This is a genomic window from Carboxylicivirga sp. M1479 (genome assembly GCF_007097485.1).
GTDB lineage: Bacteria > Bacteroidota > Bacteroidia > Bacteroidales > Marinilabiliaceae > Carboxylicivirga.
In genome coordinates, this window is sequence record NZ_VKDE01000016.1 from 188,080 (window position 1) to 209,161 (window position 21,082).

The window sequence follows — 21,082 nt, forward strand, 5'->3', positions numbered from 1 at the left end:
GCCCTTTTTATTGCAAGGATCTTTTAATTGTCACATGCAGGTACTCATCATAAATTACCCAATTCTCATCTAAAACAGCTTTTTCTAAATTGCGAACAAGTATTTATGACAAAGTAAATACGTCAAGCTCCCGCCTTTAATTATTGTTAAGTATTAAATGGCCTTTTAATTAAATGCCTTTATTTTTTAGCTAACTTAAAACAAGAGTATGTACACTTGCTCGCTCCCAGTATTATCATACTTGAGTTATTTATGGAAGTCTCTTTTTGCCACACGGTTTTTTTAGTTGCATTTTACTATTGATTAAACAAGCCAAGGTTTTTGACTGAATAGTCATTCACTGTTGCCATTGAAATGTTTATTTGTGCCGTGTTGGAAATATATTCCAAGAGAAATTGAATTAGGTGGGTGAATTAACAATGAAGCACATTGCAATAATGAAAATTAGTTCATCCAGGTAAGTTTTGAGTTATCCATAAAGCATGAACATCGTATTTATCCCGAGGAAATTGTATTTGGAATGTAAAGCCTAATGCGCATATAGAATTGGTAAGCTGATTAGATATTAGTTCATAAATCCCTAAGACACTTTGGTTGTATCATTCTTTGAATCAACAATGTTTTGTAAAATTCAATATTTGCTTTGCGAGTAGCTTAACTAGCTTACATTCTTATATAAAGCAAAAGGGCTTGTTTCTAGCGTTAGAAACAAGCCCTTTGTTTTATTTTTTGATTGATTAGATCTAATCAATATATCATGATCTAGAAATAATCATCACCAATGTGCTTCTTCTGAGCTTTTTGTTTTTTACTGTTGAACGAATAGCTGATTCCAATCTCTACTATTTGTCCCTCGTAATCATATACATAATCGCGACGTAACAACACTTGATCGCCTTCGTAAGCTGCTGTATAACCACCTGCTTGATTAGTGCCTAATATATCCAATACCTTTGCTGAGAAAGTCCAGCCACTCAGTCTTTGAGGTTTATAATTGATGGCAGCATTCAAAGCTTGAAACTGCAAGCTCTCACCCTGTGGCGTAACTGATCCGGACTTAATGGAGTAATCGACCGTTAATTTAAGTGGGTCCGTCATCATCCACGAGGCATTTGTTTTAATATTCCAGTTAGTACTGCGGCTATCGCGACTTTCGCCAAGCAGCTCATCATCTGCAATAACATTGAAATCATAGAGAGAGCCACCAACAAATAACTTAACCTTACTTAGTAAATCTACATTCACACCCAATTCCGCTCCTACCGAAGTTTGATTACCTGCATTGGTATAACTTCGTAACAACACACCACCAGGATTACCCATGTCGTATGCCACACGATTAACGCGATAAATAGCATTATCAACACCTCGGTAGAAACCCGTTAGTGTCATATTGTTTTTGCCGAACTTACGTGTGTAATTTAGTTCTGCATTTAAAATATATTCAGGTTCCAACAAAGGATCACCCATTTCGTAAATCTCCTGATGACGACGGTATAAGTACGGTGCCATATCCTTAGCTGGAGGGCGATTAATACGACGACTTGCCGCCAACGACAAACTATTCACTTTATTTAAATCGTATTGAGCATGAAGTGTAGGGAATAAATCAAACTTACGATGTTCAAAATCCGTTTGATCAAAATCACGTCCATCGCCCACATCACTAAAGTAACCATAAACGTATTCAAAATACTCGGTGCTACTTACCGTCATCAGTTGGTCCATGTACTCAGCGCGTAAACCCAATATATAACTCAACTTACCACTCTTTCCGTTATAATCAATGTATGCCGAGTAGATATCTCGCTTAAGGTCAATGCTATTATCGTAGCTTTCAATACTTGGATCGCCCCAATAGCCATTACCAATAATTGTATCGTAAGCAAATGAACCATCCAATCGAACCCATTGCGGTTGAGCTCCCACATTTAGCGAGTTTCCGTTATCGTATGTATGTTGGTAATCAATTTCAAAACGGTAAGCTTCAATCGGTGTTTCATCGCTTTGAAAAGAATGAAAATCGGGTGTGTCATCGTAATAATATCGTTCGCCATCATAAGGAAACTCCTTATTATCGATGGTTTGATCCAAATTGGATGTTTCGTAAATAAAGGATGTACGTAATTTAGAGTCATCACCTATTTTTTGAGTATAATCCACACTTAAGTTGCTAAACCATCCATCGCGATGAATATCATTTGGATTATAGATCTCTTGAAGTGTGCCTGCATAAGGATCTCCATCAGGTGCATCGGCAAAATAAGCATCGTAAACATAATTGGCTGTACGTCCACTGGTACGTTTCGAATACTGATAATTGGCTGCCAATTCGGCATTTTCACTTAACTGATAGTTCACTCCCATATTGGCCATCATGTTTGTATACCATTTAGGACGAGAGCCCTCACCATCAAGTACATAATAACTACCAGGGAATCCACTCACCGATTCTTCCGGATCCTGGTAAATATAAGGATCGATAATACCTCTACCTTTATTATTGCGCGATTGCATTGACAAAGCACCACTAAGCGACAATTTATCTTTATTATACATCAGGTTGACGCTGGCATTATACCGGTTGTTATCCAGTTTTTGATGACTATACACGTCGTCCTTATTGGTCCAAGGCGTACCGCCAATCATTCCATTGGCCACAACTGATAAACCATCAGCAGCACCTTTTTGTGTGGTGATATTAATAATCCCACCTTTACCTTGAGCATCGTAACGCGCACCTGGTACTGTAATAATTTCGACATCTTTAATCTGTTCAGCCGGAATTTGGCTTAACATATCGGAAGCATTGGTTTGTGTAGGTTTACCATTAATGTAAACTAAAAAATCGCTGGTACCTCGCACCGATACTGTTCCTTCACCATCCACCGATACAGCAGGCAACTTGTCTAGTATATCAACCGCCGTACCACCGCTAGCTGTTGCAAAGTCTTGTGCACGATAGGTTTTACGATCAATTTTTGTCCTGACCGTTTGCGCCATTGCTTTAACCTCTACACCTTCAATTTTAACATCGGATACCGAAAGCTGAATTGCTTTTAAGTTTACCAGACGCTCATCGTTGCTAATAGTGATATTTTTAAGTTCTCGTGACTCATATCCTAAAAATGAAATAGCGATATCGTAGTTCCCTTGCTTCAGTTCTGTCAACTTAAAGCTACCATCATCTTTGGTAACCGAACCAGTAATAATTGAGCCATTTTGCATCAACGCAATATTAGCAAAAGGAATTTCCTCATTACTATTGGCATCAACCACTTTCCCCTTAATAATTCCTGTTTGTGCATATGTTGCTAGCGATAAAAAAATAAAGCCAACAATAGCAATCATCTGTTTGTAATTCATTGTGAAATTAATCGTTAGTTATTGAGTAGCAAAACTAAGTACATTTTCAATTGTATTATGGTACATTTTAACCTATTTATTGTAGGTATCGTTCAAATTGCTCAAAATTTCATACGATATTCAGTTGGTGTTAGATTGGTTTTGCTTTTGAAGAACTTGACAAAATGCGAAGAATCGCTATACTCAAGTTCATAAGCCACTTCTGAAATAGTGTTATTGGTATAGCGAAGCAATCGTTTACTTTCCATTACCAAACGCTCAGCTATGATTGAACTAGCTGGTCGTCCCAGCTCCTTGCTACATAATGTACTTAATTTTCGCTTGGTAATGTTTAAATGACCTGCATAGAAAGTAATTTCCTTTTCCTCTTTATACCACTGATCTACCAATGCTTTAAATGCAACAACGGTTTTATCCTCCACTTTGCTGATACTTAAAGTTTTTGCCAGTTCATTCACTTTGTAAATGATAACGTTCAAATAGCTTTTTAGTACTTGCTGATTGGGATTCGCTGACTCAAATTCGCTCATCATCAGTGCAAAGTCTTGCAAAATATTTTTGTCATTTTTACCTAAACGCAAATAGCTTGGAAATAAACTTAACAGCTGTGCCGCATCATTGAACTCATCTAAAAAAGCCTCCTTAAAAATCATAACATAGCCTTTGGGTATTTGAGTAAATTCCCAACAATGAACCTGTCCTCCTTTAAGGTAAAATAAACTTGGCGGATTAACTTCGTAATCTGTTTCATCAATTGTATGAATACCAGCTCCTTCATGCAAAATTATTAGCTCATGATAGCCCGCATGTTTATGAGGTTTGGTGGGTTTAATCACCTCCTTCATGCGACTGATTTTGAAGAGCTGTTCGTTCTCTATCTTGTTTTTACTGCTAATATTTTTCATACAATGTTGTCCTAACTAATTCTATCAATTGGGCTATCCGCCCAAACTAATCATTATGCTGAAACAATTAAGAATACTCAATTCTTAATCGTTCCGATGTTCTTGATCACAAAAACTAAGGAAAAAAGATCAAGGCTACTTTTAAAATATCTTTCTTATTAGTTCATGTTGTGTCTATCTTTCAAAGGTATTCATGATTTCCGCTCCGCTTCAATTTATCTCAAACTTAAGTGCGGCCAGGCGATCTTCTCCCGAGTAATCGGGATCAGCTTCCTGGTCTTTCTAAAGCTTTTGATAAAGCGTAAGCTATTTTAAAAAGAGGCCACAATGGACAACGCTTTAAAGAGCCCTAGCTTTGAAGAACTGCACATAAACGACTTATTATTAATTAGTTTATTTTATATCCAAAAAAAAATAATTTATGACTCGATTGTTTTCATACATGTTTCTACACTATGATTTTGTATAGCAAATATAAGGTTCAGCTAATAGCTTTAAATACTCCTGTATTCATTTTTTCTATTTACTACTCAATTTAACACACAATCCCATTTATAATTTCTCATGATAGGCCGACATCACCTTGGAAGGAGTGAAACAAGCCTTGACTAAATAGTTATTACTAAAATCAGCAGAGAAACATGCTTTAACTAAATAATCATGGCCCAAAGAACAAGAGAAATTGGCTTTGACTAAATAGTTAAATCTTGTTTCAGTAGCAAAACAAGGCGTGACTATTTAGTTAAGGCTATTTTCAAGAGAGAAAGGTACCATGACTATTTAGTCAAAAGATAAAAATAAAGAAGTGGCGTGACTATATGATCACGGCCTTCATTGCTGCAATTAACAATTTAGTTTGTACACAGCGTCACCTTGCTAGTGCCACAAAATAAAAAAGGAGGTCTGTATCAACCTCCTTTTAAACTATTAATCTATTCTTTTTTTTAGAATTCTCCTTCCATTCCACCTCCGGAATCAGCACCACCTCGTCCTCGTTTCTGAATAAAATTATTCAATCGATAACTCAAGGTAAACGAAATCATTGGGGCTTTACGTGTACGTTTTTGGTAACTATAAAAGTTAGGATCTTCAGTTATTGATACCCTTTGCGAAGTAGCCAAAACATCGCGTGCTTGCACCACAGCTGATAACTTTCTATCTAAAAAGTCCATTCTTACTGCGGCATTCATATAATAATTCCCTTCTGTTTCACCTTGTGCCGTAACAGTAGGACTATCGTAGTTACCATCTATTTGCAGTTTTATATTCTTTCTGAGTACAAATGAATTATTAACGCGCGAGCTCCAGTTAAATGATGAGCGATCTTCAACGCCTTCGTAATTACTATCAATTCGATAATCGTATAAATTGCCCATCACATTCATTTCCCACCACTTGGCAACAGGGATATTTAACATGGCTTCAGCACCAAGCGAATAATCTGTTCCAATATTATCATAAGTCCTTAAAAAGACTTCTGGACTATCTTCGTAAGGCATGATGATGCCCTCTATTTTATCATGTGTGATGCGATAGTATCCTTCGAGAGACAACTGCATTTTATCCCACTCTTTTAAATAACCAAGTTCTAAAGCATCAATGTACTCGGGTGCTAAATTAGGGTTACCACTTCGTACATTATACTGATCTACCCATGTAACAAATGGTTCCAAATAATAACCACGTGGGCGATCAATACGACGAGAATAACTAGCCATCAACTGGTTATCCTTTGGCAATTGATACGATAAATGTAGTGTCGGAAAGAAATCAACTCGATCAATCACATAGGTTTCATTCACCCCACTCGAACTAATTAAGCGATCGGTATATTCACCGCGTAAACCAAGTTGATATCCAAGTTGACTTACTTTACCTTTATAAACCGAGTAAAGTGCATAAATATTACGATCCATCGTTGTGGTATTCCGATTCTGTAAATCTTCAATAAAATCATTCTGATCTACATCCCAACGATAAAGCTTTGTTTCATCATCGCCCATACCTGCTCTACCCTGAAAACCTGCTTCGAACATGTCGTTTTCACCCACAGGTTTAACATAGTCTAAACGCAGCTCCCAACGTTTATTAGGTCCTATTTCTGTGGTTCGTGTACCGTCACTTATTACCTCATTTTGTGATCGAAAATTCTCAGAAAACTCATCTCCATCATGTCCTCTATAATTCAATTGAGCAGATAGCTCGTGACCTTTTTGTGCAAATTTATGAGCATAGTTGGTGGTTAAGGAGTAATAGGTTCCTGAACGGTTTGATTCATTATAACTATTATACTCTGCAATACTGTTGTCAATCGTTCTGGTCTCCAGGTAATCCAACTCCGAATCGCTCCCCATATTAAACTTTCCTATACGTGCACTAAAACTTAAATTATCGCGCTCGGTAATATCCCAATCGATACCTCCTCGTGCGCCACCGCCGTAATAAGCTCTTTCGTTATCACCTGCAGCTTCAATTATAGTTGACTCATTACCTTGGTAGGTTTCACGTCTGGTATATGTCTCACCTGGAAACGGTCTGTTGTTGTAATCGGCACCAATATTAAAATTAACCTTTTTCTTACGCCAGTTTAATAAAAAATCACCGCCATACATACCAAAGGTTCCACCCTTCGCATTAATCAAGCCCTGCACGCCTTGCGTCCTATTCTTTTTGGTGATAATGTTAATAATTCCACCTGTTCCATCTGGTTGGTATTTAGCCGATGGGTTGGTGATGATTTCAATATTTTCGATAGTAGAAGCAGGTGTTTGTCGCAATACATCGCTAGGTTCCAAGACAGTAGGCTTACCATCAACTAATACGGTAAATCCTGTACTACCTCTTAAGGACACATTCCCTTCAATATCAACGCGTACAGATGGCACATTTTCTAATACTTCAACAGCTGATAAAGATGCAGAAGTCATTTGTTTCCCCACTGATACTACTTTCTTGTCGATGTGAAACTCTACTGACTGTCTTTCTGCAATCACTTCCACTTCTTCCAAAGACTGATTGGCCGAACCTAGGGTAATGCTTCCCAAATCAATCATATCACGGCCGCCATCAACGGTAATATTATCGTACCTTTTATTGTCGTATCCTAGAAAGGAAACAACAACATAAAAACTACCTTCTTTTAATCCTTTGATTTTAAAATTACCATTCTCGTCGCTAATGGTTCCTGTAATAACGCTATTATCAACGGCATTGTAGATAGCAACAGTTGCGTATTCAACCGGTTTTTTCGATTTTCCGTCGTAAACCTTTCCTTTGACAATCCCTTCTTTTTCTGGCGTATTAGCCATTAAAGATACAGATATCAGCATTCCTAATAAGAGGGTTAAAAACTTCACTTTATGTATTTTTTAAATTAATTATCAGCTTACGTTCTATCAGACGACATAAACTTTTTTTGCCTGCGCAAAAGAAGAACAACAAAATCATAAAAAAGATTAACACAACATATTCATGTACCAAAGCAACAGTAGATGAATTACTTATGAAATTAAGTTAATGATGATTATTTATCCTATGATTTCCCTAGGTTATTCAAGGGTTTCAAACGAATTTGCTTCTTGCATTATTGTGTGGGCTAAAGTAATTATCTTCATGCCCAATTAGAGAAAGATTAACATGTCATTAACAACAGAAGAACTCGAACGCTACAAGCGTCATACCATATTGCCCGAGCTTGGTATTAAAGGTCAGGAGCAGTTAAAACAAGCCTCCGTACTTATTGTGGGAACAGGTGGATTAGGTTCGCCAATCGCCATGTATTTGGCTGCATCGGGTGTTGGTCATATTGGCTTGGTTGACTTTGATGTCGTGGATGCATCCAATCTTCAGCGTCAGATTATTCATAAAACCAGCCAAGTAGGAATTGAAAAAACACGATCGGCCAAAAACAGTATTCAAGAGATTAACCCCCACGTAAAAGTCTCATTATTTAACGAAGCGCTCACATCAGCCAATGCCCATGCCATTATCAAACAGTTTGATATTGTGTGCGATGGCACCGATAATTTTGCAACCCGCTATTTGGTTAATGATGCTTGTGTCCTCAATAATAAAATTAATGTTTTTGGTTCCATAAGGCAGTTTGAAGGTCAAGTGAGTGTATTTGGCGCTAGCGATGGCCCTTGCTATAGATGTTTATTTCCTGAACCACCTGAGCCAGGTACAGTCCCTTCATGTGCTGAAGCTGGCGTGCTTGGTGTTTTACCTGGGGTTATTGGCACCTTGCAAGCAAGTGAAGTTATCAAACAAATAACCGGTATTGGTAAGCCCTTAATTGGTCGCCTGCTTAATTACGATGCACTTGAAATGCAGTTTAATGAAATTAAATTTGCTAAAGATCCTGAGTGTCCTTGTTGTGGCAAACAGCCAAGTATAACGGAGTTAATTGATTACGAGGCTTTTTGTAACAGCAATACAACAATTGATTTGGGTAACGAAATATCAGCCAAAGAACTAAAGGAATTGCTGCAACAAAGTTCGGCTCCTGTAATTATAGATGTAAGAGAAACAGAAGAGTTGTTACAAGGGCAAATTAATGGTTCTATTCATATTCCCATGAATGAAATTCCAGCACGCATGAACGAATTACCACGTGATAAAGCCATGGTGGTCTATTGCCACTTGGGTATGCGAAGCGCCTATGTTATCCAGTTTTTAAAAGATGAAGGCTATACTTTGTTAAGCAATTTAAGCGGTGGTTTTGATGCCTGGGAAGCTATTAATTAGAAAACATGGAAAGTCTCTTTTTGCGAAAATAAGATGGAAATAGAATGAGACTCTCCATGTACTATTGTATTTAGCTTTGGCTAAAAAATTTAGCGCTGCTAATTTAATAACTTCAGACCTTGATATCGCAAATTAAATGTTAAGTGAACATGAAGCTTCTGTATTTTATTTGTTAACAAAGACTTATGCCACCGACAATCATTTGTAGAACATATTAAGGGAGTTATAAAATTTGCATTATTTTCGCGACAGAACAGTGGTAGAACTGAGTTTTGTTAAAACTAGCATCCACGAAAACTAAATTGAATAGATGAAATTTGAACAAATAGTAATACTCGACGATACAGGGCTTCAGAACTTCGCTCTTGAACACTTGCAGACGCTTTCCAATCAAACTATACGCTCTTACAACAATGTTCCACTAAACGATGAGGAAATAATTAAGCGCATTTTTAATGCCGATTGTGTTTTTGTATCCTGGAACACGCCTATTAATTCATCCGTAATTAGTCAGTGTACTAAGCTAAAGTACATTGGTATGTGCTGTAGTTTAATAGATGAGGAATCGGCCAATGTAGACGTGCGTTATGCAAAAGAGCAAGGCATAATTGTAAAAGGAGTGCGCGATTATGGCGATGAAGGTGTGGCTGAGTTTATTGTATCGGAACTAATTCAACTTTTGAAAGGCCTGGGAAAGCATCAATGGAAAAATGAGCCCATTGAGCTGAGCAAGCGTAAAGTTGGTATCATTGGCATGGGTGCTACCGGACTAATGACCGCCCAACGTATACAGGCTTTTGGTGCCGATGTATTTTACTATAGCCGTACTCTTAAAGCAGAAGCCAAAGCCAATAACATACAATACCTACCTCTTGATCAACTTCTTGAGAACTGTGAAATAATCTCATTTCATCTACCTCGTAACACCAAGGTACTTCAACATCATCACTTTGAATTATTAAATAATGATGCCATCATTATAAATACTTCTTTGGGTTTACCATTTGATATAGAACCCTTTGAGAAATGGCTTAAGAAAGAAGGTAATTTTTCCATATTTGACATCTGCGGATTTGGCCAATACCAACAAGAACTGATGAAGCACAACAAGCTTATTTACACGAATGCCACATCGGGTTGGACAAAAGAAGCCAAAGAACGATTGTCCCAAAAAGTAATGGATAATGTGCAGGCTTACTTTGGAGAGTTAGAGTGTATGGCACACAGAAATATGAATTAATAAGCCTAGGTTAATCGAACAATACTATATTTGTGCCCGATTTAAAAAAACGAATAATGAGTAAGGATAATCAGCACAAAAAAGTACGATCAACCACTAAAATTATGCGTGCCTTGCACCGCGATATAGGTTTTTTAATGATTGGTTTAACCATTATCTATTGCATAAGCGGTATTGTACTTGTTTACAGAGATACCGATACATTTACCATTGATGAGCAATACATTGAAAACATTAAGCCCAATATGGCTGCGCATGAATTAGGCAGTGCATTAAAGCTACGTCGTTTAAGGGTATTGGAAGAAACGGCTGATACAATTTATTTTAATTACGGAAATTACTGTAAGTCAAGTGGAGAAGCTGTTTACACCATAAACACATACCCCGATGTAGTATGGCTAATCAATGGTTTTCACAAGACCAAAAGCCGTTTTGGAGCGCATTGGCTAGCTGTTATTTACGGTGTTTTGTTATTCTTCCTGGCCATTTCATCGCTTTGGATGTATAAGCCTAAATCGAAAAAATTTATACGAGGATTAGTGCTAACGGCCATCGGTTTAATCATTGCTGTTATAGCACTTTATATCTAAGCTTTTAAGCAATTACAAATTATCATGCAATAGTATAATGCCATTGCCTAATCAACATAATTTTTGAAATGAAATGCCCAAAGACGCATTTTGATTCGTAAACGGTATTACTCGTAACTTTCCAGGTTGTGAAAGGCAAAAAAGGTGGTTTGATTCTTTTTAATATTAAAATTAAAAGGAACCGAATTATTCATTTTACCACTTGTTTTCAGCTGAACACTATTCATGCCCTCATCTAGTGGTACCCTGCAATATGAGATACTATAAGGTAGTGATTGCCAGTTACGCGTATCGGCTTTTTCAGTCATGGCATTAACAATGCTAACAATTGCTCCCAGGTTTTCATTTTCGTTACGAGCTACTTCCTCCAAAGCTTTTTTAGTAGCTAAACGGGCAATTCCTGAGGCCATTTCGCGCAACATACGATCATTTAAACACTGGTAAGCCACCGCATTAATATCCTCTCCCAACTGCAATGGAAACTCTTGTCCGTTGGCCGAAATAGCTGCCTGACTAAATATTGGTTTCCGCTCGCGATACTTTGGAAATGCTACTCTTAAAAAGGATAAATTTTTAAAAGCTGCCTGATCATTTCGCGATTTGTTACCTATATAAATTGGAAAGCTTAAACCATGTTCATCATTTGCCAGGGTAACCCATCCATCATTATAACCAGTATTGGTAAAATTAATGCTCCACTCATCCTTAACTGGACCAAAACCATTTAACCAGAAAAAAACCAAATGTCCCTTATCAGCTTCTTCGGGCTCGTAATTCAAGCCAAATTTATTCTCAAAAAACTCTAATTCCGATCCAAAACCTAAAGAGTGAGCCGTTCGTAATAAATCTTGTTTAAGTTGATCTGGCACATCCAATCCGAAAAGTTCTTTGTAGTCTTCTTCGTATATTTCTAAAGCATTTCGATAAGCAATAAATGCATCGTTGGTATTACCAGCAGCTTCGTATACTAAACCCATCATACAGTGGGCAAAGGCATCACGGGTATACTTGTTTTTATTCTTTTTGTAACGCTCGTTTAGTTTCTGCAGAACGATATTAACGCGCCTGCACTCTACCAAAGCACCCTCGTAATCTTTTAGATAAATATAATTTAAAGCCTTATAAAAGTGGACTAGAACAGCCTCAAAATCCTCTGGTCGGTAGGGCTTTACCATGGGGTTAGTAACTAAAGCCAAGGCCTCGTTGCCCAATGATTTACTAAAGTCCTCAACGTAATAGTCTGCCTTGTTAAAATACTCGTTACTCATTTCGTATTGTCCGTTCATAAAACTTACAACTCCGCGATTACAGAAATATAAATAACGATTTTTGCCCTCTTCTCCTTTGGTATCCTTTGCTAGTTCTTTCTCAGCAGCTTCAAACTGACCAGAGGCAATTAAACTTTGGAGTTTAATAGTCTTTTCGTAGTAGGTTGCACATCCCACTAACAATATGGTAAAAAAAAGAGCGAATATTTTAAGTTTCATAGGTATAAGGGGCTAAGGCACGAAAATCATTAAAATAATAAGCAGCGATACTCGATATCGCTGCTTAATTAAGTCTTATTTATTGATGTATTTCTTAATTTCTTTATCTCCAATCCAAACAATTTCATTGGATTCAAGATTCGATAACTCCATATTAATTTTGTAGAAATTAACACGCTCTTTTTTGTAAGTGTCTACAATTGAGTTGATATCTCCGTTCAACATAAAGTCAGCTCCAAGCTCTTTACCCCATGATTTAGCTGTTTCCATACTTGCAAGTTCTTGCTGTGATGCTCTTTCACGACGTAATTCCTCACGCTTATCGCCTGCCTGTACTAAACGCACGCGGCCACTATTGATAAATGCACGTTCCACATCTTTTACAAATGTCTCAGCATTAATATGTTCATGCGACTTATTATATACTAAGCCAACGACTACAACTGGTTTTTTACCGTCGCTTTCTTTCTGGTGGTTATCGATCCAAGCACCTCCTAGCACCTGATTAACCATCTCTTCGGCTACCAAGCGTGAATCAGTATCATTCCAACGACCACTCAAATCTATTGATTCTGTTGTATCAACGCGCTCTACTTTACGTGTTGCACATCCTGAGAGTAAGCCTAAAGTTAAGCTCAATGCTAAGACGAATATAAAATTTCGTTTCATAAGTAATAAGTTTAGATTAATGGATATTCTTATTGTAATCCTCGGTTTCATTTATCAAAAAGCATTCCAAAAATACCTTTAGATACTATTAAACTGGGACTTTAATTCATCATATAAAACATTCGATACTGGTAATAAAGGCAATCGCAATTGATTGTCAATAAGATGACGCATGTGTAATAGTGCCTTAATGCCACCAGGGTTCCCCTCTTTAAAAATCGATTTGGTAATATCAGTTAATTGGTAATGCCATTGTCGTGCATTTTCATAATCATTGACACTTGCAGCTTTAACCATTGAGCTAAACTCCCTTGGAAAAGCATTGGCAATAACAGAAATAACCCCACTCCCGCCAATGGATATAATGGGTAGAGTTGTCGCATCATCGCCTGATAATACCATAAACTCAGAGGGTTTATTTTTGATAATGTCCATTATCTGCTCAAAATTACCCGATGCCTCTTTTACTGCTACTATATTTTCATAATCACGAGCCAAGCGTAAGGTGGTATTAGCGGCTAAATTACAACCTGTTCGCGAAGGCACATTGTACAAAATAATGGGCACAGGCGACACCTCAGCTATTGCTTTATAATGTTGGTATAAACCCTCTTGCGTTGGTTTGTTGTAAAAAGGCGTTACCGATAACAAACCATTGACACCATCAAAATCAGTTTTGTTGATGGTATCAACTAGTTGCAAGGTATCATTACTGCCCATTCCTAAAATAATAGGTAGGCGACCTTTATTGGCTTCTTTTACCGTATGTAAAACAATTAGCTTTTCCTTGTCACTTAAAGTTGCTGTTTCAGCGGTTGTACCAAGCACAACTAAAAAATCAACTTCACCATCGATAACAAAATTAACCAGATTAACCAGTGCCTCACGGTCAACTTCGTTATGCTCACTAAATGGTGTTACCAATGCCACACCTGTTCCGCTTATTTGCTGGGGAGATATCATGGTTATCGTTTAATTGTTATTTAAAAGCCTAAGGTAATGCATGATCTGTTTTTTTAGCTCTTTAATGCCATCCTTTTCTTTCAGTTCAATCATCAAGTCATACAAATCGTTATCAAGCCCAGCTTTACCTACTTTAAACTCAGCCTGAGATAATTGACCTAAATAATCAATGGCAAAAGGTTGCTCATTAACCAACACAATTAATATACTAAACGGCTTGTTTACAAAAGCTTGGATCGACTCCTTATTTATGGCATAGAAAAAGCTGAAGTCTTTTCGACAAGCAAAACTGTAGGTTTTATCGCCAATGTAATTGTCTTCTCGCTTTCGTACATCGATAAAACCGAGTGCCTTTGAACTAATCGATTCAGTTTTTAATTCCTTAATCAAATCTTTTACAAGCAAATGGTTCTCCTCTATTGTGGCATCGTATAATATACCAGCAGTTTTAGCAGTATTAAGGTTATGCAAATATTTTGTGCGAGGCGAATTTTTAAGCTGCTTATTCAGTTTATAAGTGGCTATTCTTTCTCTAATACTATCAATGAAGTTGCTCATTTAATATAACTATCAAATTGCGTTATTGAATTAATTATCAATCATTTGTTTAAAATCGTCTTCAGATATTATGGCTACCTTTAACTTTTCAGCCTTGGCCAATTTACTAGGGCCAATTTTATCACCTGCAACCAAGTAATTGGTTTTAGATGAAACTCCGCTCAGGTTTTTGCCACCATTCTTTTCGATTAAACCTTTCAGCTCATCCCTTGAAAAACTGGCAAAACTACCACTGACAACAAAAGATAAACCCTCAAGCTTATTCGAATGTTGTGATTGTTCCTCTTCAGACAATTCAAACTGTAAACCTAAATCTTTTAATCGATTAAGTAATAGTCGATTTTGATCATTGCTAAAATATTCCAGAACACTTTGTGCAATCTGGGGTCCTATTTCATCAACATCTATTAGCTGCTCCAAGCTCGCTCCCATTAATGCATCTATGTTTTTAAAGGCGGAACATAGCTTTTTAGCTACCGTTTCGCCCACATAACGGATGCCCAATGCGAATAGGACACGTGCAAACACAACTTGTTTCGATTCTTCTAAACCGCTTAAAATATTGTTTGCTGATTTCTCACCCATGCGCTCTAAGCTTGTCAGTTGCATTGGATGTAACTCATATAAATCAGCAACATTTTTCACAAATCCACTCTTATATAAAAGATCAATGGTTTCTATCCCAAGTCCATCAATGTTCATGGCTTTACGAGCAATAAAATGCTCAATACGTCCTTTAACCTGAGGTGGGCATGCGTCGGTGTTGGGGCAATAATGCGCTGCCTCTCCCTCAATACGAATCAAGGCCGTATCACATTCTGGACAGCTTTCAATAAATTCAATCTTTGCGGCAGAACTGTCTCTGACACTATCATCGACCCCAACAATCTTAGGAATTATTTCACCTCCTTTTTCAACATACACCATATCATTCTCGTGCAAGTCAAGCGAGCCAATAATATCGGCATTGTGTAATGACGCTCGCTGAACAGTTGTACCTGCCAAAAAAACAGGCTCCAAATTGGCTACTGGGGTAACCGCCCCTGTTCGACCTACCTGAAAAGTAACCGATTTTAGTTTTGTATAGCCCTGCTCGGCCTTAAACTTATATGAGATGGCCCAACGTGGCGATTTGGCTGTAAAACCAAGGCTACGTTGTTGGTCAAGGCTATTTACTTTAAGTACAATACCATCAATGTCGTAGGGTAAATTATGTCGTTCCTCATCCCAATATTGAATAAACTCAATAACTTCAGCAATGCTCTTACAGTCTTTGATGTGTGATGGAATTTTAAAACCCCATTGACGCGCTAGCTCCAAGTTTTCTGAATGCAGATTGCTAGGTAGGTTTTCACCCAACATATAGTACAGAAAGCAATCCAAAGGTCGTTTTGCCACTTGAGCACTGTTTTGCATTTTAAGGGAACCTGAAGCAGCATTACGCGGATTGGCAAAAGGCGCTTCTCCTGATTCCACCCTTGTTTCGTTCAGGCGATTAAAACCTTTATGTGGTAAGAATATTTCACCCCGTATTTCAAATTTTTCGGGGTAATCTCCTTTGAGTTGTAATGGAATGCTTTTAATTGTTTTCACATTAGCTGTCACATCATCTCCTTGAACACCATCGCCACGTGTAACGCCACGAACTAGTTTTCCATTTTCATAGGTAAGACCAATGGCCGTTCCATCATACTTCAGCTCACAAACAATTTCAAATGGAGCTTCCATCAATTGCTTACTTACCCTGGCATAAAAATCGCTTATTTCCTCTTCGTTATAGGTATTACCCAACGAAAGCATCGGATTAACATGTTTGACCTGTTCAAAATCTTTGTTTAAATCACTGCCTACACGCTGAGTAGGACTGTTAGAATCGTTAAACTCTGGATATTGCTTCTCCAATTCAGTTAATTGGTGCATCAACTGGTCAAAATCAAAATCTGATATAAGTGGTTCATTCAGTACGTAATACTGATGATTATGGTGATGAAGTTGCTCTCGTAATTGTTCTATCTCTTTCCCGATATTCGGCATTGCTCTGCACTTTTGTAAGGTTAACAAACAAAAATACAATAATATTTTATTCGGATATGATGAGAGTAGCTTAATCTTACAGCATTTTGCTTTAGGCTTCGAGTGATCTTTTTATCTTTGCGGCGCTAAATTTTTTATTATGATTTCGGTAGATGGATTAACGGTAGAGTTTGGAGCTACGACCTTGTTTAAGAATATTTCGTTTGTTATTAACGAAAAAGACCGTATTGCCCTCATGGGGAAAAACGGCGCGGGAAAATCAACGCTTTTAAAAATACTTGCCGGCGTGCGCGAAGCCAACAAAGGCCATGTATCGGTACCCAAAGATAAAGCAGTGGCTTATTTGCCCCAGCACCTAATGACAGAAGATAAACGCACTGTTTTTGAGGAGGCATCGCAAGCTTTTGCGCATATCTTTGCCATGGAACAAGAAATTGCCGAAATCAATAAGCAATTGGAAATACGGACTGACTATGAGTCTTCTGAGTATTACGAATTGATTGAAAAGGTATCATCGTTAAGTGAAAAGTTCTATTCCATTGAAGAAACTAATTTTGATGCCGAAGTAGAAAAAATTCTATTGGGGCTTGGTTTTTTACGTGATGATTTGCACCGACCAACCAGTGAATTCTCAGGTGGATGGCGCATGCGCATTGAATTAGCTAAAATACTATTACAAAAACCTGATCTGATTCTACTGGATGAGCCAACCAATCACTTGGATATTGAATCAATACAGTGGTTGGAAGAATTCTTAAGCAATTGTGGTAAGGCCGTAATTGTTATCTCCCACGACAGAGCATTTGTAGATAGTATTACTACGCGTACCGTTGAAGTTACCATGGGGCGCATTTACGATTACAAGGTTAATTATTCAAAATATTTGGTACTGCGCCAGGAACGACGCGAGCACCAACTAAAAGCCTTTGAAGAACAGCAAAAAATGATTACTGATAACGAGGCCTTTATTGAACGCTTTAAAGGAACATACTCTAAAACATTACAGGTACAAAGCCGCGTTAAAATGTTGGAAAAGCTTGATCGTGTAGAAGTTGATGAAGAAGATCGTTCATCCTTACGTTTAAAATTTCCACCTGCACCACGCTCAGGCTCTTACCCTTTAATTGCTACTGAGGTAACAAAATACTACGATGAGCATTTGGTATTTGCCGATGCATCATTAACGATAGAACGCGGTGAGAAAATTGCTTTTGTCGGCCGCAATGGAGAGGGAAAGTCAACATTGGTAAAAGCCATTATGAGCGAGATTGACTATAAAGGCGAACTTCAACTGGGGCACAACACCATGATTGGGTATTTTGCTCAAAATCAAGCATCATTACTGGAAGAGGAATTAACCGTATTTCAGACCATTGATGATGTAGCAGTTGGAGACATCAGAACCAAGATAAAAGACATGCTAGGAGCCTTTATGTTTGGTGGAGAGGATATTGATAAGAAAGTAAAAGTACTATCGGGCGGTGAAAAAACACGTTTAGCGATGATTAAACTATTGCTTGAGCCAGTTAACCTGCTTATTTTAGATGAGCCAACTAACCACCTGGACATGAAAACTAAGGATGTATTGAAAGATGCCTTAAAAGCATTTGACGGCACCTTAATTTTGGTTTCACACGATCGTGATTTCTTAGATGGCTTAGTTGATAAGGTTTACGAATTTGGTAATAAACGTGTGAAAGAGCACTTAGGAGGCATTCAAAGCTTCTTATCCATGAAGAAAATGGAACATTTAAATGAATTAGAGAAGAAAAACTAATATCGTCATCTCAATGTTTCGTTAAAACTCACTACGAAACACAAGGGCAACTATAAAAAAGAAAAAGCAGCGTATGATGTCATCAAACAATCATACGCTGCTTTTTTTTTAAAATAATTTGTTTTATCAAACAGAATTACGACTTGCATTAATATTGCCAAATAGCGAACGCATGACCATTCGCTCATATAAGGCTAAGTGCTCATCATTAGGTTTATCCTGTAACTTTTGTATTTCAATTAAAGCGTATTGCTGGATGGCCAAAAGTGGCAATACAACACCTTCTCTTAATCGAATACTATTTTTACTTCGTGCATTATCTTGTAACAACTCCTTATCGCCCGAAACTTTTAGTACCATTTCCTTGGTCAATAAGTACTCGTTGTAAATTATCTTCCAGAAGTCTCCAAATTTCTCATCATCCTCCATGTATTTAGTAAGGGCAAAATTCGTCTTACTCATACTTTGCATACTGTTGGATATAAGTGCCTTGAAGAAAATGGAACTATTATACAGTTCTTTACAATCCTCTAATTTGCCAGCTTCCTCCTGCTCTTTCAAGGCAGTTCCAAGTCCATAAAAACCAGGTACATTTTGTTTTAACTGGCTCCAGGCACCAACAAATGGTATCGCTCGTAAATCATCCAGCTTTAGTTTCTCACTCGCCCCGCGTTTCGACGGACGACTACCGATATTAGCCAGACCATAATACTTTAAGGTACTTCTTTCCTCCAGGAATGGTATAAATAATGGATGCGCTTTTAGGGCAGCATATTTGTCGTATCCACTCACTGACATTTGCTCAATCAAGTCGCGGTTATGATCACTTAAATCTGATGCTGTACGGTTAAATAAGTTATTCTCAAATCCAGCCGTTAACAAATGACCCAAATTATGTTTGGCAGCTTCCTGAATTCCGTAATGCGAACTAATTGTTTGGCCTTGAATGGTCAATTGTATCTGGTGACTATCAATGGTTTTTCCCAAGGCGGAATAAAACAAGTGTGTATTACCACCTCCACGAGCTGGTGGTCCACCACGTCCATCAAAAAATACCACTTCCACATCGCTCTCACGAGAAATAAGCGAAATATCTTCTTTGGCACGATAAATTCCCCAGTTGGCCATAAGGTAACCACCATCTTTAGTTCCATCGGAGAAACCTAACATTACCGTCTGACGATTATTACGATTGGCTAAGTGCGTTTTGTATTTTGGGTGATCATAAAGCGTCTTCATTGATTGCCCTGCTCCTTTTAGGTCGTCAACTGTTTCAAACAGAGGAACAACATCTAAAGATAAAGCTTCATCGCCCCAACTGCAAAGACGTGCTAAGGCAACTACTTTAGCAATATCAATGGTACCCCTACAGTTACTTATTATATAACGATGAGCCGCTCTGGTGCCATTCAATTGCTGAATGCTTCTGATGGCTTTCATTGATTCCAGTGTGTCACGAACCAAATCATCGTCAAATACACTGGTGTCAATGCGTCCTTTAACCCTAAGTAGTATATTCAATTGCTCTTCTTCGGGTAAAGACCACAGATTTTCAGGAAATAAACCTGGATTAACCTTCATTACTTCATCAAAGGCACGTCCAATAACTCGGCTATCTTGTCTGATATCAATGCTGGCAAAGAAAAACCCAAATTGCTTTATCTTGCGCTTGAATGATTTAACTTTATCAATAAACAAACTTTGGTGTTCATCTTTAAGCAACTTCTCAACCTTATCTAGTTGGGTGAGCAAGTAATTTAAATCCACATTTTTTGAGCCGCTTGAATTGGTTAGCTCCTCCGAAAACATTTCATCCAATTCATTCAAGATGTCATAAACGCCTTCGAAACTCATTCGACGTTTAATTGCTTTCAGCTCGGCATGATAACAAGTGGATAGGGTAAAACGTAATTTACGTGCAACTTTTAGGGTTGTATCAACTTTTACAAATGGATTACCATCTCTGTCGCCACCTGGCCAGAAACCCATTGTTATCAACTCCTTATTGTGATTTATTTTACCAGGGAAAAATTCGTCAATACGATCAAGTAAATCTCCTACAGCCGGATAAAATATGTTTCCTAAATACCATGTTAGGGCCATTGCTTCATCGTACGCCGATGGCTTTTGCTTTCTGTAGAAAGGAGTTTTTCCCAACTGCTGCAGCAAATCACGAGCGTTACCCACTTCGTCATTTGTAATGGCTTCGGTTAAATCCGTTGAAATAGCTAAAACGCGACCAGGATAAAATTGTGTTGGGTGAGCTGTTAAAACAACTCGTATTCCAAAAGTATCCAGTAACTCATCCATTTGAGCCTCTATCCCCTTATTTTCAACCTTTTGCTTTATCCTACCCCAAGAGTCAGAATCGTTAATACGGTGTATTTTTGGATAAGCTGCCTCTTCCAAGGCATCAATCAATACAATCTGACGTTCAACGTATTGAATGATTTTAAAAAGGAAAGATATACGTTCTCTTTCGCTTAAGTCAGGTTTGTGTTCCTTAAAGAAATTATTGATAATGGTTGATGGTGATTGTCCATTATCCAAACCTTTAACACAGGCCTCGTTTAACAAAGGCAATAATAAACCTGTTTGTTGAACCGCATGAAGCGGCAAAGTGAGAAATAAGCTATTATACAGTTGATATTTTAATTCAACCAGCTCACGAAAAGACTTCTCAATGTGATTCATTCTTTCTATTTATATCTGAATAATAATAACATCCTGCTCTAAATCTTACGATT

The 21,082-nt window shown here is 37.7% G+C and carries 13 protein-coding genes; 4 read left to right on the top strand and 9 right to left on the bottom strand.

Features of this window, described 5'->3' with window-relative positions:
- Window positions 1–762: 762 nt before the first annotated feature.
- The 3 genes from FNN09_RS11460 to FNN09_RS11470 form a co-directional block, all read right to left on the bottom strand.
- The gene (locus FNN09_RS11460) at window positions 763–3,366 is read right to left on the bottom strand and encodes an outer membrane beta-barrel family protein (protein WP_143302495.1); all 2,604 of its coding nucleotides are present in this window, start codon (window positions 3,364–3,366) and stop codon (window positions 763–765) included.
- Between the two features lie 101 nt (window positions 3,367–3,467).
- Window positions 3,468–4,271 carry an AraC family transcriptional regulator gene (locus FNN09_RS11465; RefSeq protein WP_143302496.1) on the bottom strand — a complete coding sequence of 268 codons (804 nt, stop codon included), beginning with the start codon at window positions 4,269–4,271 and terminating at the stop codon, window positions 3,468–3,470.
- Window positions 4,272–5,215: 944 nt separating this feature from the next.
- On the bottom strand, window positions 5,216–7,627 hold the full coding sequence (locus FNN09_RS11470) for a TonB-dependent receptor domain-containing protein (RefSeq protein WP_143302497.1): 2,412 nt from the start codon (window positions 7,625–7,627) through the stop codon (window positions 5,216–5,218).
- A 280-nt stretch (window positions 7,628–7,907) separates the two neighbouring features.
- On the opposite strand from FNN09_RS11470, the gene moeB reads away from it, so the two are divergent.
- The 3 genes from moeB to FNN09_RS11485 all read left to right on the top strand — a co-directional run bounded on the left by moeB (window position 7,908) and on the right by FNN09_RS11485 (window position 10,847).
- Window positions 7,908–9,017, top strand: a complete 1,110-nt coding sequence (moeB, locus tag FNN09_RS11475) for a molybdopterin-synthase adenylyltransferase MoeB (protein WP_143302498.1) — start codon at window positions 7,908–7,910, stop codon at window positions 9,015–9,017.
- Between the two features lie 310 nt (window positions 9,018–9,327).
- A complete protein-coding gene (locus FNN09_RS11480) occupies window positions 9,328–10,257 on the top strand; it encodes an NAD(P)-dependent oxidoreductase (RefSeq protein WP_143302499.1) in 930 nt (309 codons plus the stop codon).
- A 56-nt stretch (window positions 10,258–10,313) separates the two neighbouring features.
- On the top strand, window positions 10,314–10,847 hold the full coding sequence (locus tag FNN09_RS11485; protein WP_143302500.1) for a hypothetical protein: 534 nt from the start codon (window positions 10,314–10,316) through the stop codon (window positions 10,845–10,847).
- Window positions 10,848–10,954: 107 nt separating this feature from the next.
- Here the strand turns inward: FNN09_RS11485 and FNN09_RS11490 are convergent, their stop codons facing one another.
- The 5 genes from FNN09_RS11490 to ligA form a co-directional block, all read right to left on the bottom strand.
- Window positions 10,955–12,334 (bottom strand): COG3014 family protein, encoded by a 1,380-nt coding sequence (locus FNN09_RS11490; protein ID WP_143302501.1) that lies wholly within the window; start codon window positions 12,332–12,334, stop codon window positions 10,955–10,957.
- Window positions 12,335–12,409: 75 nt separating this feature from the next.
- Complete coding sequence (locus FNN09_RS11495; protein ID WP_143302502.1) at window positions 12,410–13,003, bottom strand: penicillin-binding protein activator LpoB; 594 nt, start codon at window positions 13,001–13,003, stop codon at window positions 12,410–12,412.
- Between the two features lie 78 nt (window positions 13,004–13,081).
- Window positions 13,082–13,966, bottom strand: a complete 885-nt coding sequence (gene dapA, locus FNN09_RS11500; protein ID WP_221932484.1) for a 4-hydroxy-tetrahydrodipicolinate synthase — start codon at window positions 13,964–13,966, stop codon at window positions 13,082–13,084.
- 9 nt (window positions 13,967–13,975) lie between these two features.
- Entirely contained in the window at window positions 13,976–14,524 is a 549-nt protein-coding gene (locus FNN09_RS11505; protein ID WP_143302503.1) for a hypothetical protein, read from the bottom strand.
- 30 nt (window positions 14,525–14,554) lie between these two features.
- Window positions 14,555–16,558, bottom strand: a complete 2,004-nt coding sequence (gene ligA, locus FNN09_RS11510) for an NAD-dependent DNA ligase LigA (RefSeq protein ID WP_143302504.1) — start codon at window positions 16,556–16,558, stop codon at window positions 14,555–14,557.
- A 139-nt stretch (window positions 16,559–16,697) separates the two neighbouring features.
- Between ligA and FNN09_RS11515 the strand changes: the two genes are divergently transcribed.
- Window positions 16,698–18,335, top strand: a complete 1,638-nt coding sequence (locus tag FNN09_RS11515; RefSeq protein ID WP_143302505.1) for an ABC-F family ATP-binding cassette domain-containing protein — start codon at window positions 16,698–16,700, stop codon at window positions 18,333–18,335.
- Between the two features lie 126 nt (window positions 18,336–18,461).
- Here FNN09_RS11515 and FNN09_RS11520 read toward each other — a convergent pair whose 3' ends face one another.
- Window positions 18,462–21,029, bottom strand: a complete 2,568-nt coding sequence (locus FNN09_RS11520) for a phosphoenolpyruvate carboxylase (RefSeq protein ID WP_143302506.1) — start codon at window positions 21,027–21,029, stop codon at window positions 18,462–18,464.
- Between the last annotated feature and the right edge of the window lie 53 nt (window positions 21,030–21,082).